This is a genomic window from Rhodococcus sp. APC 3903, assembly GCF_030407755.1.
Classification (GTDB): domain Bacteria; phylum Actinomycetota; class Actinomycetes; order Mycobacteriales; family Mycobacteriaceae; genus Rhodococcus_F; species Rhodococcus_F erythropolis.
Map to the genome: position 1 here is coordinate 1 of NZ_JASDCV010000001.1, position 14,075 is coordinate 14,075.

General features: G+C 61.1%; 16 protein-coding genes and 1 pseudogene. 7 read left to right on the forward strand and 10 right to left on the reverse strand.

The window, feature by feature from the left end:
* Positions 1-176: pseudogene (locus tag QMA15_RS00005) on the forward strand (HNH endonuclease); the annotation flags it as partial.
* 91 nt (positions 177-267) lie between these two features.
* Here QMA15_RS00005 and QMA15_RS00010 read toward each other — a convergent pair.
* A complete protein-coding gene (locus QMA15_RS00010) occupies positions 268-1,023 on the reverse strand; it encodes a GGDEF domain-containing protein (RefSeq protein WP_290283525.1) in 756 nt (251 codons plus the stop codon).
* A gap of 384 nt (positions 1,024-1,407) precedes the next feature.
* On the opposite strand from QMA15_RS00010, the gene QMA15_RS00015 reads away from it, so the two are divergent.
* Positions 1,408-2,676, forward strand: a complete 1,269-nt coding sequence (locus QMA15_RS00015) for a VWA domain-containing protein (RefSeq protein ID WP_020970652.1) — start codon at positions 1,408-1,410, stop codon at positions 2,674-2,676.
* A gap of 1 nt (position 2,677) precedes the next feature.
* Here the strand turns inward: QMA15_RS00015 and QMA15_RS00020 are convergent, their stop codons facing one another.
* The 4 genes from QMA15_RS00020 to QMA15_RS00035 all read right to left on the reverse strand — a co-directional run bounded on the left by QMA15_RS00020 (position 2,678) and on the right by QMA15_RS00035 (position 6,068).
* Entirely contained in the window at positions 2,678-3,769 is a 1,092-nt protein-coding gene (locus QMA15_RS00020) for an alpha/beta fold hydrolase (protein ID WP_256063084.1), read from the reverse strand.
* Between the two features lie 156 nt (positions 3,770-3,925).
* On the reverse strand, positions 3,926-4,552 hold the full coding sequence (locus tag QMA15_RS00025) for a superoxide dismutase (protein ID WP_042952832.1): 627 nt from the start codon (positions 4,550-4,552) through the stop codon (positions 3,926-3,928).
* Positions 4,545-5,117, reverse strand: coding sequence for a flavin reductase (locus QMA15_RS00030; protein ID WP_070795745.1), 573 nt, complete (start codon positions 5,115-5,117; stop codon positions 4,545-4,547). Before QMA15_RS00030 ends, QMA15_RS00025 begins: the two co-directional genes overlap by 8 nt.
* A gap of 105 nt (positions 5,118-5,222) precedes the next feature.
* Entirely contained in the window at positions 5,223-6,068 is an 846-nt protein-coding gene (locus QMA15_RS00035) for an LLM class F420-dependent oxidoreductase (RefSeq protein WP_290283528.1), read from the reverse strand.
* Positions 6,069-6,156: 88 nt separating this feature from the next.
* Here QMA15_RS00035 and QMA15_RS00040 point away from each other — a divergent pair, with 88 nt between their 5' ends.
* The 5 genes from QMA15_RS00040 (at position 6,157) to QMA15_RS00060 (ending at position 10,402) form a co-directional block, all read left to right on the forward strand.
* The gene (locus tag QMA15_RS00040; RefSeq protein ID WP_290283530.1) at positions 6,157-7,068 is read left to right on the forward strand and encodes a class I SAM-dependent methyltransferase; all 912 of its coding nucleotides are present in this window, start codon (positions 6,157-6,159) and stop codon (positions 7,066-7,068) included.
* A 244-nt stretch (positions 7,069-7,312) separates the two neighbouring features.
* Positions 7,313-8,170 (forward strand): ABC transporter permease, encoded by an 858-nt coding sequence (locus tag QMA15_RS00045; protein ID WP_290283531.1) that lies wholly within the window; start codon positions 7,313-7,315, stop codon positions 8,168-8,170.
* Complete coding sequence (locus QMA15_RS00050; RefSeq protein WP_290283532.1) at positions 8,167-9,282, forward strand: aliphatic sulfonate ABC transporter substrate-binding protein; 1,116 nt, start codon at positions 8,167-8,169, stop codon at positions 9,280-9,282. Before QMA15_RS00045 ends, QMA15_RS00050 begins: the two co-directional genes overlap by 4 nt.
* A complete protein-coding gene (locus QMA15_RS00055; RefSeq protein ID WP_019745131.1) occupies positions 9,266-10,093 on the forward strand; it encodes an ABC transporter ATP-binding protein in 828 nt (275 codons plus the stop codon). The genes QMA15_RS00050 and QMA15_RS00055 overlap by 17 nt, the downstream gene beginning before the upstream one ends.
* Positions 10,094-10,174: 81 nt before the next feature.
* Entirely contained in the window at positions 10,175-10,402 is a 228-nt protein-coding gene (locus QMA15_RS00060) for a hypothetical protein (RefSeq protein ID WP_021345436.1), read from the forward strand.
* A 23-nt stretch (positions 10,403-10,425) separates the two neighbouring features.
* Here QMA15_RS00060 and QMA15_RS00065 read toward each other — a convergent pair whose 3' ends face one another.
* From QMA15_RS00065 to QMA15_RS00085, 5 genes are all read right to left on the reverse strand, one after another.
* A complete protein-coding gene (locus QMA15_RS00065; protein ID WP_019745129.1) occupies positions 10,426-10,614 on the reverse strand; it encodes a helix-turn-helix transcriptional regulator in 189 nt (62 codons plus the stop codon).
* Positions 10,614-11,024, reverse strand: a complete 411-nt coding sequence (locus tag QMA15_RS00070) for a hypothetical protein (protein WP_290283534.1) — start codon at positions 11,022-11,024, stop codon at positions 10,614-10,616. The genes QMA15_RS00065 and QMA15_RS00070 overlap by 1 nt, the downstream gene beginning before the upstream one ends.
* Positions 11,025-11,114: 90 nt before the next feature.
* Positions 11,115-11,633: an N-acetyltransferase gene (locus QMA15_RS00075; protein ID WP_020908958.1), complete on the reverse strand. Its 519-nt coding sequence runs from the start codon at positions 11,631-11,633 to the stop codon at positions 11,115-11,117.
* A 19-nt stretch (positions 11,634-11,652) separates the two neighbouring features.
* Positions 11,653-12,531, reverse strand: a complete 879-nt coding sequence (locus QMA15_RS00080; protein WP_070795747.1) for an SDR family oxidoreductase — start codon at positions 12,529-12,531, stop codon at positions 11,653-11,655.
* Entirely contained in the window at positions 12,528-14,069 is a 1,542-nt protein-coding gene (locus QMA15_RS00085; protein WP_070795748.1) for an NAD(P)/FAD-dependent oxidoreductase, read from the reverse strand. The genes QMA15_RS00080 and QMA15_RS00085 overlap by 4 nt, the downstream gene beginning before the upstream one ends.
* Positions 14,070-14,075 lie beyond the last annotated feature (6 nt).

Below are 14,075 nucleotides of genomic sequence, written 5' to 3' on the forward strand. Positions count from 1 at the left end.
TGAACAACCTTGTCCTGCTGTGCCGTTCACATCACCGGCTGATGCACCGGAAATCGGGTTTCGTCGGGAAATGGGAAATCCGCATCGGCGTCGACAACAAACCGTGGTTCATCCCACCACCCTCGATCGACCCGCAGCAGCACCCGCGGCCCACGAACACCACCTTCAAAACCTGAGGTAGTGCTCCTCGGGCACAACAGAACACGGGCCAGCACCGCATCGAAGGGATCCTCCGATGCGGTGCCACCAGGCCGTGGGGGAGTCGAATCAGTGCTTCGAGCGCTTGTGGCGGTACATCTCGGCATCGGCCGTATCCCAAGTCTCGGAAAGGCTTTGGAACATGGAAAAGTCGGCTCGGCCGATCGAACAACAGACGTCGGCATTCCGGAACGCCTTCTCCAAACACTCGACCAGGTAGTCGACGGCGCGCGGCTGTGTATCGGGCAGAGCGATTCCGAACTCGTCTCCGGCCAACCGTGAAACCACCGCACCAGGGTGCGCGCATGCTGCCAAGATCTTGCCGGCCCGTTGAACATATTCGTCACCCGCGGCGTGACCGAGTTCGTCGTTGATGGTCTTCATGCCGTCCAGATCGACGATGATGATAGATCCCGGATCGGCGAATTGGCGGTACCGAGTTTGCTCGGCCGCGAGGATGCGGTTCCACCCGCGCCGATTGAGAAGACCTGTCAACGGGTCGGTCTCGGCATCGAGTTGCGCAGTTTCGGCCAGTCGCACTGACTGCGCGCGCTGATAGTCGACATCGAGAATCGTTCCGAGGAGTCGGCGCAGGAGAGTGAGGAGGGCCAGGTTGTCCTCGAGTACGGAGTCGCCCGTAATCGGGTCGGCGCCACACAGAGTGCCGAAGAGACTGCCGTCGTTGTGAAGGATTGGGATGCTGACGTATGCGCCTATGCCTTCCCACCTGTCATCTCGGGAAAGTGCAGGTACGAGTGCGCGATTCGATGAGACTGGCGGCGCATTTCCGAGGACTACCTCGCTGCACATAGTGTTTTTTGCCAAGTCCGGGTCTCGCCGACTTCGATGTGAAGTGGGTTGGGTGAGACGGTGAGAAAGATTTGATTCGCCCCGTCGAACCGCGTGATCGACCACAGTGCCAGCGGAAGATATTCGTCGAGGTAGGACACGACCGAGCGACTTGCGTCGTCGAAATTCGTCAGTGGTGGCAGGAGTGGCAGCATCGGGATGGTGCGCGCCTGGCCGTGCGGCATTTGGTGACCTCCTGATCGACCCTAAGATTCTGTCGATGCTCAGGCTCTCGGTCCCGCGTGCGACAAATCTTCCACGAACAGTCTGCCTCGAGAATCCTGGCGATTGCTGAAAGTGTGCTGTGATTCTTCCGACCGCGGGGCCGTTGATTCTTTGGTGGCCCGCTAATCTTCCGGTATGGAGCTGGCGCGTGGAGCGAACACAGTCGTTGACGGAACTTCGCTGAAGGTGGCGGTGAACGGTAGCGCCCCGGGCACGGTGGACCTGATGGTGTTCCAGCTCGACGAACGGAACAAGGTGCGGAACGACGCAGATTTTGTCTTCTTCAATCAGCCGGTGTCGCCCGAAGGTGCGGTGCGCTTGGAGTCCGGCGGCGTCATCGAAATCGACATTGCGAGGTTGCCCGCCGACATCCACCAGCTGAGTGTTGCCGTGGCGCTTGATGCGGCGGCAAACGGAACCCTTTCTGCTGTCGGGGGCCTTGGTGTCGTGGTGGAGCAGGCTGGTTCCACCGCTATCGTGGCTCAGGCTTTGGGTTTGACGAGTGAGAGGGCAGCGGTCCTCGTCGAGATCTATCGCCGCGGCACGGACTGGAAGGTTCGGAACGTTTCGGCGGGTTGGGACAGCGGATTGGCAGATCTGGTCACTGCCTTCGGAGTGTCGGTCGACGAGGAACCGCAGAGCCGATCCGCCGGCTCCGCTGAATCGGCAGATGGCATTCGGACCGTGCCCGACGAAGCCAAACTCTCGATGGTGAAGCGGGAAAAGCTGGACCTCCGAAAGCGCGAAGTGGCCAAGGTCCTGCTGACCAAGGGTGGCAACGGAATTCGGGCGCGAGTGGTCCTGGTGATCGACAAAACCGGAAGTATGGCCAAGCAGTACCGCACCAGAGTGGTGCATCGTGTTGTCGAACGCATGGTTCCCGTTGCGATCCAGCTCGATGACGACGGCAAGCTGGAGCCGTACTTGTATGCAGTCAGCTTCGTCAAGCTTCCCGAGATCTCTGTCCATGACGCGGAAGAGTGGTCGGATACCTACCTGCACTTGCGCGGCTCGCACGGCGGATTCAACTATGACAAGATCGGCGCCGCAAATCGTGAAGTGCCGATCATGACTGAGATTCTCTCCGGCCTGACACGTGGTTCGGCGCCGACGCTCGTCCTGTTCTTCACCGACGGAGGCTTCAGCGAGCGCAAGGAAATCACGAAATTGATGCGCGAAGCGTCTGGGCTCCCGGCCTTTTGGCAGTTCGTCGGAATCGGCAAGGCCAACTACGGAGTGCTGGAGAAGCTCGACGACCTCGACGGCAGGGTGGTCGACAATGCCGGTTTCTTCGCGCTGGACGACATCGACACCGTCGACGACGCCCAGTTGTACACCCGTTTGCTGAGTGAATTCCCGGATTGGCACAAGGCAGCTGTAGCCGCGGGCATCACGACGCCGTGATTTAGCTGGTCGAAACCAACTGCGGTGCATTCTCTTTCAAGAATTCGTCGATGTGCGCCCAGGTGGAGTCTCTCGCGGTGGGGCCGGCAACGAGCCCGAGGTGACTTCCCGGCGCCTTCTCGAACCGGACCGACGGCGCTCCGGTGAGGACCGACGTGATCGCTTCCACCGAAGCGATGGGTGCAATCACGTCAGTGGTGCCGCCGACCGCGAGAACGGGAACGCTCAGAGCTGACAGTTTGATCTCGCGTCCGGCAAGCGTGACAGCGTCGTTGTAGAGATTGTTGCCGAGCATGAGTTGTTCGCAGATCTGCTGAAATGCCTTGCCAGGGTATCCAGGCATGGCTGCCATGAACTTGTCTATCGATTCCATGCGAGCCAGAGTCTCGGTGTTGTGGAGGTTGCGCACGATGAACCATGGCTTGAGGACTTCGCGCTGCAACGCCGTCACCTTGTAACTCGCCTGAACGAGTGGAGCAGGCAGTCCGCCGACCAGATTGGTCGCGGACGTGAGCGGGGTGTCGCCCGTGTATTTGCCGATCAGCCTCAACGGGCTGATAGCGGGAATCTTCGTGTAATCGATTGGCGTGCCGATTGCCGTGATCGATGCGATCGGAAGGTCGGAGTGAGCGGAGCCCGTGAGCAGAGACATGGTCCCGCCGAGGCTCCACCCGATCAGCGAAACAGGTGCGCCGTCATGTAAGTCCGAGATCGTACGGATCGCTTCCGGGATGATGTCGTCGACCCAGGCCTCGAAACCCATTCCGCGGTCGGAGTACCGCATGGTCCCGTAGTCGAGGAGGTAGGGCGTGTTTGCGCCATCCAGTAGGTGTGCGGCGAGGCTCTGGCCTGCACGAAGGTCGTAGCAGTCGGCTGAAACCGCGAGGGGAGGTACGAGGAGGACCGGGTTGCCTCTGGGCGTCCACAATGCGCCGAAGCGATACAGATCGCGGTGTGGACCTTCGCTGATCAGTACCGACGGCGTGCGTTCGGCCTTCTCGACACCGTCGCCGAACGAGAGTCCCCATGCATTGCGCGCTGCGGTGTCCAGCGTCGGACGCCACGTCGCGATCAAACCACTGATATCGAGCACTGGTTCCCCTTGGAGTCGAATCGGCGGACGGCCGAGTCGGCCGCGCTCGGTGTATGTTACCTGCCTTCACATACATCGATCTCGGGGGTGCAAAAACCCAGCTCGGCAACGGAGCCACCGTGCCGAGCTGGGCTGATCGGGATGATGCGGCAGTGATCAGGCGGGGACGATCAAGCCGGTCGAGGCTGTGGCCGCCGCGTATCGCTGTGCAACGTCTTCCCAGTTGATGACGTTCCAGTAAGCCTTTACGTAGTCGGCCTTGACGTTCTTGTACTGCAGGTAGAAAGCGTGCTCCCACATGTCGAGCATGAGCAGCGGAACGATACCGATGCTGATGTTGCCTTGCTGGTCGGTGAGTTGCTCGATGACCAGGCGCTGCCCGACCGTGTCGTAGGCCAGTACCGCCCAGCCGGACCCCTGCAAAGTCGTTGCTACAGCGGAGAAGTGGTTGACGAATGCGTCGAAGGTACCGAAGTGCTCGTCGATCGCGGCTGCCAACTCGCCTTCTGGTCGCTCACCGCCGTTGGGGGAGAGGTTCTTCCAGAAGATCGAGTGATTGGTGTGGCCGCCGAGGTGGAAGGCGAGGTTCTTACTGAGCAGCGGCGCCTTCGCGGTGATCGTGCCGTCTTCGCGTGCAGCAGCCAACTGCTCGATTGCGCTGTTGGCGCCCGCCACGTACGTGGCGTGGTGCTTGCTGTGGTGCAGTTCCATGATCTCGCCGGAGATGTGCGGTTCGAGTGCGGCGTAGTCGTAGTCCAGCTCGGGGAGAACGTATTCAGTCATGTGACATGCCTTCCTTTGAGGAAATGTTGTGAGACGAGAGATTTCGATAGGTTCGATCGTGATAGACGAGCGGCGCTGACACGTGCTGCGGATCGATGACGTCGACGACGCGGGCGGTGACAATCACTGCGGAGCCACACGTCGTGGCATTCAAGGGAACCGCCCGCAAGGCGTGGCCCGTGCCGTGCAGGAATGGTTCACCCGTCGACAGAAACGACCAGCGCATGTCGTCTCCGAAGCGGACAGCGCCGCGGGTCGCGAACGTGGCCGCCAGTCGCGCGTTCGCCGAATTTGCCAGGTGAACAACAAAACTGCTTGCGGAAGCAATGACGCTCGCAGAACCACGCAACGACTGCAGTGAGAACGCCAGAACTGCCGGATCGGCGCTGATCGAGATCACCGAAGACGACGTGATGCCGGCCGGGCCGTCATCGCCCGTCGCGGTGATGATCGAGACGCCGGCGGGATGATTTCGGAATGCCTCGACGAATGCGCTTCGGATGGACGGCGCCGAATCAACAGCGACGTCCGAAACAGGTTGGGTGCCAACCAGTTTTGTCGTCACACTTAGCACCTCTTCTGACTCGGGATTTGCTGTCGTTGCACTGTCTTGTGCAATACCGACGTTAAAACCTCGAGTGCAGTTGAGGTCAAGGTGCTGTGGCGGACCTCACCGTCCGAGCTTGGCTGCCAGACGTTCCATGTATCCGACCACCTCTTCGGGGCTCTTGTCCGGAGTGCCGAACATCGCCTCCGTGACACCGATATCTACCCAGTGGGCGAGCTTCTCCGGATCGGGTTTGCCTGCCAGGACGGTTATTTCAGGCTCGCCGACTCTACCTGCTTCGGCCCAGATCTTTCGGAGCAGTTCCACGTTTCCGTCGATCTCCTGCTCGATGGGTGTGGTGATCCACCCGTCGGCAGACTTTGCGATCCACTTGAAAGTCTTCTCGTTACCGCCACCGCCCAAGAGGATGGGCGGACGGGGCTTCTGAACTGGCTTGGGCCAGGCCCAACTTGGCCCGTACTTCACGAATTGGCCGTCGTACGAAGCTTCTTCCTTCGACCACAGTTCACCCATGGCTTCGAGATACTCGCGGAGTGCGGTCCGGCGTTTGTTGGGCGGTACGCCGTGGTCGGCGAGTTCCTCTGCATTCCAGCCGAATCCGACGCCGAAAACCACGCGTCCGCCGGAAAGATGGTCCAGCGATGCGATGGTTTTCGCGAGAGTGATCGGATCGTGCTCGAGGGGGAGGGCCACCGAGGTGCCCAATCGGATGGTGCTCGTGACCGACGCGGCGGTGCCGAGGGCAACCCAGGGGTCGAGTGTGCGCATGTAACGGTCGTCGGGCAATTCTGCCGACTGGGTTCCGGGGTGATCGGAATCCCTCGATACGGGGATGTGAGTGTGCTCCGGAACGTAGAAGGCGTCGAATCCATTCGCCTCCGCAGCCTTTGCTGCATCGGCAGGGCGGATGCCGCGATCACTGGTGAACAGGCTGAGTCCGTAGCGCACTGGTTCTCCTTCGATGGTCCGTCGAAAAACTGTAACCTGTTGCATCTTCGTTCGGATAGGTTTCCAGCCCAGTAAATCGATTGCCGACGTGACCGGGGGCGTGGTGAACTCGGGCGGAGTTGTTGTGGGCCGAGAGGTGGATGCAGTAGAGATGGACGCAGTGGAGATGAATCGGTTGTCGTGGAATGCGGCGACCGTCGCTCACAACAGTCACAAAGGTGACCAAGCACAGTTCTTTCGCAACGGCGGGTCGACCTTGTTTCCGGAAGAAGTGGCGCTGCTCGGCGAAATCGACGGCTCCTCGATTCTTCATCTGCAGTGCAATTCCGGTCAGGATTCGTTGAGTTTGGCTGCTCTCGGTGCCGCGGTGACCGGCGTCGACATCTCGGATTCTGCGATCGACTTCGCGCGAACATTGTCTGCGGAATCCGGCATTGCCGCTGATTTCGAGCGAGCGGATGTATCTGCGTGGCTCCGAGATGCCGGCGCTACCGGGAGGAAGTTCGATCGAGTCTTCTCTTCGTACGGAACGGTGATCTGGTTATCCGATCTCGACGAGTGGGCCGAGGGGATTGCCGGTGTTCTGGCGCCGAACGGTCGATTCGTTCTGGTGGAGTTTCATCCGTTTGCCATGTGTTTCGACGAGAAGTGGTCGCTGACATACCCGTACGGAGGCGGGACTCCCGTGACCGAACCCGGTGGCGTTGGCGACTACGTGGCAGATTCAGCCGATCTCGTCTTGCCGGGCGCTCAGGGAGACGGAGTCGAGAACTTCGAAAATCCCTTCCCTTCATGTGAATTCAACTGGTCCATTGCCGAGGTGCTCGGCGCCCTGCGGCGTGCCGGATTGACGCTCGAGTCCTTCGACGAGTACCCGTACGCCAACGGTTGGCAAGGATTCGAGGAGATGGCAGAACTCGGCGGCAAGCGTTGGGGAGTCCCGGCCGGACGACCAGAGATACCGCTGATGTATTCGCTGTCTGTTCGCTTGGCCGACTGACGCCTATTTCCCCCGCATTTGCGGGTAATTGCAGACACAGGTAGTAATTACCCCCATGCCCACGACGCCACTGACACGACGCATCGCCGTCGACCTGTGCCGTCTTGGTGCCAACTACTGTTGCTGTTGATTCCTTCCGACTCTCCTGAGTGAGAACGGCGCCGCTCTGTGCGCCTTCGCCCCTGCATATGCGCTCGTTGCTGCATGTGTGCCGGAATTTTCCGTACGTCGAGGAAGAACAGCGATGTCGACTCCTGTCGAAGCAATAGAACCAACATCAGTCGCGGAACCGAACCGTGAGCCGCGTCGGCCGTGGACTTCGAGTGTGACCACTGTCGGACTGCCGGTGCTTTCCGTGATCGCATTCTTGGCCTTGTGGCAGGTCGCCGCGGCGAGCGGCACCTGGAGTGAGACCTTCGTGCCCTTTCCGAGCACGGTCTGGCATGCCTTCGTCAACACGATGACCACGCACGACGGAGTGCGTGGCTACCAGGGGTATTTGCTCTGGGAGCACCTCTACATGACGCTGCGACGGGTGCTGGTCGGTGTGATCATCGGCGTCGGCTTGGGCGTGATCTTAGGTTTGGCAATGGGATCGGTGACGTGGCTGCGGAGCCTGCTCGAACCGTGGTTGACCTTCCTGCGGGCACTGCCGCCCTTGGCGTACTTCTTCCTGCTGGTGATCTGGCTGGGAATCGACGAGGCGCCGAAGATCACGCTTCTGGCGCTGGCTGCCCTCCCGCCGGCAGCAGTGGCCACCACAGCTGCTGTTGTCGCGGCACCCGTCGGGCTGGTCGAAGCTGTCAGGGCGCTGGGAGCCTCACGGGCACAAGTGATCCGAGACGTGGTTGTCCCGTCGGCGCTGCCTGAAACTTTCACGGGCATTCGCTTGTCGGTGGGTATGGCGTACTCGTCAGTTGTCGCGGCCGAATTGTTCAACGGCATCCCCGGAATCGGCGGAATGGTCAAGGATGCAAGCAATTACAACAACACTCCGGTAGTGCTGGTGGGGATCTTCGCCATCGGATTCTCCGGTTTGATCATCGACGGACTGTTGCGGGCTGCTGAGCGCCGCGCCGTTCCCTGGAGGGGAAAAGTATGACCGACAATGAGATATATGGCAGCATTTCCGAGCCCAGCGGCAATCTGAAGCGCAACAGCAATCCGAACCGCAACGAGGGAAGGGCTTCCCGGACGGCGTTCACGGTGCTGATCGGCGTTCTTGCCCTTGTTCTCGGTGCGTGCTCGGTGGATCATTCGGGCCAGGATTCGTCCAAGGAAACGATCCGTATCGCTTACCAGTCGTTCCCGAGCGGCGACTTGATAGTCAAGAACAATCGCTGGCTCGAAGACGCACTGCCCGAGTACAACGTGAAGTGGACGAAGTTCGATTCGGGAGCCGACATCAACACCGCCTTCATCGCCGGTGAAATCGATTTCGGCGCAATCGGTTCGAGTCCGGTTGCTCGTGGCCTCTCGGCACCGCTGAACATTCCGTACCAGGTCGCGTTTGTTCTCGACGTGGCCGGCGACAACGAAGCCCTGGTGGCGCGCAACGCAACCGGAATCAAGACCGTCGCAGATCTGCGTGGCAAGAAAGTGGCCACGGCATTCGCCTCGACCGCGCACTACAGTCTGCTGGCAGCACTGAACCAGGCCGGACTCAGTGCCGACGACGTCCAGTTGGTGGATCTCCAGCCGCAAGCATCCCTCGCTGCCTGGCAGCGAGGTGACATCGATGCCGTCTACACCTGGTTGCCCACGCTCGACGAACTCCGTAAGGACGGAACACAGTTGATCGCCAGCCGCGAGCTCGCGACGGCTGGAAAGCCGACACTCGATCTTGGTGTGGTGTCGACCGCGTTTGCCAAGGACCACCCCGAGATCGTCGACACCTGGCGAAAGGTTCAGGCCCGCGCGCTCACGACAATCGCCACAGACCCGGACGCGGCAGCGGAAGCTGTTGCCGCGCAATTGGGTGCCTCGAAGGAAGACGCGGCAGCGCAGCTGAAGCAGGGAGTGTTCCTCACTCCCGAGCAGATCTCCTCGCCGGAATGGCTGGGCACCGAAGGCGCTCCCGGGAATCTTGCAATGAACCTGCAGAGTGCAGCGCAATTCCTGGCCGAGCAGAAGCAGATCGACAGTGTGCCTGATCTGGCGGTCTTTCAGAATGCTCTCTATGTGAAGGGGCTTCCCGATGTCCTTGACCAGTAGCGAGACCGCACAGCAGGCCGCGGGAGGATTCGCTGCCGACCGCCCGGGCGCGATCCGAATCGACACCGTCTCGCACAAGTACGGCCACGGTCGAGAGTCCGTCACAGCACTCGGGCCGGTATCGATCGACGTCGCCCCTGGTGAGTTTCTGGTCCTCGTCGGAGCGTCGGGTTGCGGCAAGAGCACGTTGCTGCGGCTGATTGCGGGTTTCGAAAATCCTTCCAGTGGAACAGTTCAGGTATCAGGATCCGACCCGATTCCCGGGTCGAGTGCCGGCGTGGTGTTTCAGCAACCACGACTGTTTCCGTGGAAATCGGTGGGCGGCAACATCGATCTGGCACTCAAATATGCCGGGGTGACGAAGAGCGAACGCGGGCGAAGGCGCGACGAGCTTCTCGACCGCGTCGGTCTGGGCGGCACAGCGGACCGGCGTATCTGGGAAATATCCGGCGGGCAGCAGCAGCGGGTGGCAATTGCCCGGGCCTTGGCGGCCGAAACGTCGTTGCTGTTGCTGGACGAGCCCTTTGCCGCATTGGACGCCCTCACTCGCGAGCGTCTGCAGGAGGACCTCCGCAGTGTCAGTGCCGAATCGGGGCGAACAAGTGTCTTCGTCACTCACAGTGCCGACGAGGCGGCCTTTCTCGGCTCCCGCGTCGTAGTTCTGACAAGCCGGCCCGGCAAGGTCGCGCTGGACCTGAAAATCGATCTGCCACGAACCGGCGTCGATCCCGACGATCTCCGAGGCTCACCCGAATACGCGGCATTCCGAGCCGAAGTCGGCCATGCGGTCAAGGTTGCTGCTGCAGCGTAGGTACCCTGCGCGTCGACTACCAGGTGGCCGCGTCGATAATAGGAAGGAGAACGTGCAGGACACGACGAACAAGGAGTGGTCATGGCAACTGAGGTGGAGTCCGGTGACCTCGTGCAGGCAGCCGGCCATGCGGGTCCGTGGACGGTAGTCGAAGTTCGCCAGGGCATGGCGTTGCTCGAACACAGTGACGGGCACAGGTTGTCGCGTCGAACGACGACGTTGACCGTCGTCCGCAAGGGCTCGGGCAAGAAGACGACGGCGGTCGACGACGGGAAAGACGAAAACGGGTCGCCTACCCTGTTCGACTGATCTTCTGTCAGCCCGAGAAGACGTCAGCTGGAGAAGACGTCGTCGACGCGTTTGTCGAAGTACTCGGCGATTCGGAACGCCAGTGACAGACGCGGGTCGAAGTGGCCCTTCTCGATCGAGATGACGGTTTGGCGCGTGATTCCGAGTGCGTCGGCGCACGCTTGCTGTGACAATCCGGCTGCCGTACGAAGTTCTTGAAGGTTGTTGCGCATCAGATCTCGATCGTGGGGGAGCGGTCCCTCGACACCGCCCAGTACCGAATTCCGAAGTCGACCAGGCCGAGGGCAGTGAAGATCAGGAGCGGCAGTTCGGGAGCGCCGAAGACATTGTGCGCGATCAGCGCGATTCCCATGGCAGTGATCAAGTCTGTGAACGCGCCGAATCCGGCCTTGCGACTCCATTCTGTTTCGACGGTGTCCTCGGGATAGGCGGGAGCCTTGTTCTTTTCCGATGGGAAAAGGGCCCATACCGATCCGATGCAAGCCGGCGCCATGACGATTGCGAAGACGACGAAGGTCAACGTCTTCTGGTCGCCGGCGGTCAGTGCTGCGAAAAAGCCGAGGGTCAGCGTTACTGCGACGCCGATGCCGATAACCAGGCTCCACCGTGCCGTGGTGCTCATGAAGCCTCCCGGATGTAAGAGTTCTTTGACAGGGTTGAGCGTAGATTCACGCACGCCGTATGTCAAAGAACTCTTACATCGCGCTCCGGGTCACGCGATTCCGAAAGGCGCTGCGTATGAAAACTTCCCCGTCTGATCAGCGCGATGTGTGGTGAGCGTTCTGATCTGAAAGTGAGCGCCCCACTCAGCTTCCGGAGACTCCACTCCGACGTCCGTGCTGGTGACGAATCCGAACCGCGGGTAGTACTCGGTGCTGCCCAAGAGTGCGATCAGCGGCACGTCCAGGGCGTCGCACGCGCCGACCACCGCGTGCATCAGTGCCGAACCAACCCCGCTGCGCTGGTTACCCGGGGTGACAGCCAGCGGGCCGAGGCCAACAGCCTCCACGGGACCGACCCATCCGCGTGTCCCGATCACGAAGCCGACGATCTCACCGCCGGCTACGGCGACCAGCGACAACTTCGGTAAGTAGTCGTCCGAGGCGAAGAGTTGGCGTGTCAGTTCGATCTCGTAGGGAGTCTCGCCGGGCGGTGCCTGGTCGGCAAACGCCGCCCCGAGCAGTGAATAGATGGCGTCACGGTCGGAAGAAGTTTCGCGGCGGATGTACATGGCCACGAAACTACCCGGTTCACTTCGGATTGTGCTCCCCGTTTTCGGCCTGACGTGCCACTCGCTTTTCGTAGTCCGCACGCCCGTTCGGATCTACCGATGTCAGTGCGCGGCGATCGTCGATCACCCGGCGGCCGATGTTGATGATCCATTCGGGGGCCAGTGCGTCGACGAGATCCCAGCCCGCAAGGTAACGGGGAACTGCAGTTTCGGCTCGCCGATGCGCGACCGTGTCGACGACGGCCTTGGCCACTACCTCGGGCTCAACCGTCGGCAGTCCCTTTCCGAGTGGCACGCCTGACGAGAGGCCGGTCCGCACCGCGCTGGGCAGGATCGCGCTGACGCTGACCCCGGAATCTGCGAATTCGACACGGGCAGAAGCCGAAAGACCCACTGCGCCGAACTTGCTGGCGTTGTACACGGCCATCCCGGGTACCGGAAGTTTGCCTGCCATCGATGCGATGTTGACGACGTGCCCGCGTCGTCGATCCACCATGCCGGGCAACACGGCGCGCATCCCGTGAATAGGCCCCCAGATGTTGACGTCGAGGGTGACTCGACTGGTGGCGTCGGACTCGTCGAGGAAGCTGCCGAGCGGCATCACTCCCGCGTTGTTGACGAGAATGTCGATGTGGCCGAATTCGCCGATCACCTTGGAGACGAACATATCCCAGGAATCGCGCGAGGTGACGTCCAGCAGGTAACCGCGGGCACGTGGGCCGATGGACTCCGCTGTGTCGACGGCCGTCTCCTCGTCGAGATCGCCGACGCATACGAGTGCACCGCGAGCAGCGAACAACTTGGCTGTCGCCCTGCCGATTCCGCGGCCACCGCCCGAGATGACGACGACCGCTCCGTCGAGATCGATCGGCGGGTAGGTGGTGCCGAAGAGGCTCATGCGGTGTACTCCGGTTCCGGACTGGTGGTGGGTTCAGACGGCGTGGGTTCAGGGGGCGTGTTGTCTGACTCAGGGTTCGACGTGTGGTTGTAGGCATACGGATCGAAGTCCCGTAGCCGTCGACGCATGGCGCCGGACGACCACGGCCAGTTGAAACTGTTGCGGCCGTTGACGTCGAAGAAATAGCTTTCGCAACCACCGGCGTTGTAGACCGTGGTCCCCAATGCCTCCTGAACCTGAGAGTTGAAGGCTGCCTGAACTTCCTCTCGCACGTCGATGGTCTGCCAGCCGTGACGACGGGCGTGGCCGATTGCCTGCGCCACATAGTTCAGTTGGGCTTCCAAGATCATGAACGCCGATGTGTGCCCGGTGCCGAGGCTGGGGCCCAGCAGAATGAACGCGTTGGGGAATCCACTGACGGCGGAACCGAAGTACGCCTGCGGGCTTCCCTGCCAATGATCGTCGAGTGATCGACCTTCTCCGTCGAATACCTTGGATGCGATGGGCATGTCGAGGATGTGGAAGCCCGTTCCGAAGATGATGGCGTCCACCTCCGCCTCCACTCCGTCGGCGCCGATCACGGTGTTACCGCGGATCTGCTCGACGGCGTTGGCATGGACGCTGACGTTGGGTTTGCCGAGGGCCGGATAGTACGAGTTCGACATGAGCAGTCGCTTGCAACCGAGGGTGTAGTCGGGAGTCAATGCCTTGCGCAGCTTCGGATCGCGTACCTGCAGGCGCAATTGGGCTGACCCGAGTTTCTGCACGATTCGCAGGATCCACGGATTACGGAATCCCAATCCGAGCGCTTCCATGATTCCGTATTCGATGCTGCGCAAGGCTTTCTGTGCTCCCGGCACGAATCGCATGACGGACCTTTCGATCCGCGGTACGTAGTGATCGGGTTTGGGAAGAACCCATTGAGCGGTTCGCTGGTAGAGGTGAAGGGCGGAGACCTGGGAAACGATGCGCGGAACGAACTGGACTGCCGAGGCTCCGGTTCCTACGACGGCGACGCGTTTTCCGGTCAGGTCGTAGTCGTGATTCCACTGCGAGGAATGAAACACCTCTCCCTCGAACGCTTCCAGTCCGGGTATCGCCGGTGTCAGGGGCTCGTTCCATGGGCCGGCAGCGGCTATCACGAAGCGAGCAGTCAGTTCGCCGCTGGAAGTTGTTATCTTCCACAGTGATTGCGACGCATCCCATCGCGCGGAGAGCATTTCGACCCCGAAGCGAACGTGTTTGTCCACTCCGTGCGTGCCCGCCGTGTTCTCGATGTATTCGCGGATCTCCGGTTGCTCCGCGAACAAGCGCGTCCAATCCGGATTGGCGGCAAAGGAGTACGAGTACAGACCGGATGGAACGTCGCAGGCGCACCCGGGATAGGTGTTGGCGCGCCAGGTTCCACCGAGGGAGTCGGCCTTCTCGAGGAGTGCGAAGTTGTCGATTCCGAGACGCTGCAGGTGGATAGCCGCGCCGATTCCGGAAATTCCACCGCCGATGATCACGACCTCGAAGTGGTCAGATTCGTTGTTCACTGAGTC

Excerpts from the sequence above, each read along its gene's own strand:
- QMA15_RS00015 (WP_020970652.1), top strand. The coding sequence starts at position 1,408 with ATGGAGCTGGCGCGTGGAGCGAACACAGTCGTTGACGGAACTTCGCTG.
- QMA15_RS00070 (WP_290283534.1), bottom strand. The coding sequence starts at position 11,024 with ATGAGCACCACGGCACGGTGGAGCCTGGTTATCGGCATCGGCGTCGCA.
- QMA15_RS00050 (WP_290283532.1), top strand. The coding sequence starts at position 8,167 with ATGACCGACAATGAGATATATGGCAGCATTTCCGAGCCCAGCGGCAAT.
- QMA15_RS00055 (WP_019745131.1), top strand. The coding sequence starts at position 9,266 with ATGTCCTTGACCAGTAGCGAGACCGCACAGCAGGCCGCGGGAGGATTC.
- QMA15_RS00080 (WP_070795747.1), bottom strand. The coding sequence starts at position 12,531 with ATGAGCCTCTTCGGCACCACCTACCCGCCGATCGATCTCGACGGAGCG.
- QMA15_RS00075 (WP_020908958.1), bottom strand. The coding sequence starts at position 11,633 with ATGTACATCCGCCGCGAAACTTCTTCCGACCGTGACGCCATCTATTCA.
- QMA15_RS00065 (WP_019745129.1), bottom strand. The coding sequence starts at position 10,614 with ATGCGCAACAACCTTCAAGAACTTCGTACGGCAGCCGGATTGTCACAG.
- QMA15_RS00025 (WP_042952832.1), bottom strand. The coding sequence starts at position 4,552 with ATGACTGAATACGTTCTCCCCGAGCTGGACTACGACTACGCCGCACTC.
- QMA15_RS00045 (WP_290283531.1), top strand. The coding sequence starts at position 7,313 with ATGTCGACTCCTGTCGAAGCAATAGAACCAACATCAGTCGCGGAACCG.
- QMA15_RS00060 (WP_021345436.1), top strand. The coding sequence starts at position 10,175 with ATGGCAACTGAGGTGGAGTCCGGTGACCTCGTGCAGGCAGCCGGCCAT.